Here is a 275-nt window from a genome sequence, read left to right as displayed (position 1 = left end):
CCTCGCGCGAGCGCTCTCGGCAACATGAGCGGTATGGACGCCAACGAATTCCGCCGCCTCATCGTCAACCTGATCCGCAAGGGACAGGTGTTCGACGTTTACCTCACCAGCACGCCACCGACGTGCCGCGTTTCTGTTGGCGACCCCGACGACACGGAAAGCCCCGGCCTTCAAACCAACTGGATTCCCTTCATCACGCTGCGCGCGGGGAACACCCGCGAGTGGAACCCGCTGACGAAGGGCGAGCAGGTCATTCTCTTTTGCCCGATGGGCGA

1 protein-coding gene is annotated in these 275 nt (G+C 62.9%); it reads left to right on the top strand.

All coding sequences use genetic code 11. The features are described from left to right. Positions 1 to 33 precede the first annotated feature (33 nt). A partial coding sequence (locus tag SB751_RS30255) for a phage baseplate assembly protein V (RefSeq protein WP_410749054.1) occupies positions 34 to 275 on the top strand: 242 nt, incomplete at its 3' end.

The sequence above is a fragment of the Cupriavidus sp. SIMBA_020 genome, assembly GCF_046535395.1.
GTDB classification, from domain to species: domain Bacteria; phylum Pseudomonadota; class Gammaproteobacteria; order Burkholderiales; family Burkholderiaceae; genus Cupriavidus; species Cupriavidus campinensis.
This window is presented reverse-complemented; position numbering and strand designations above follow the sequence as displayed.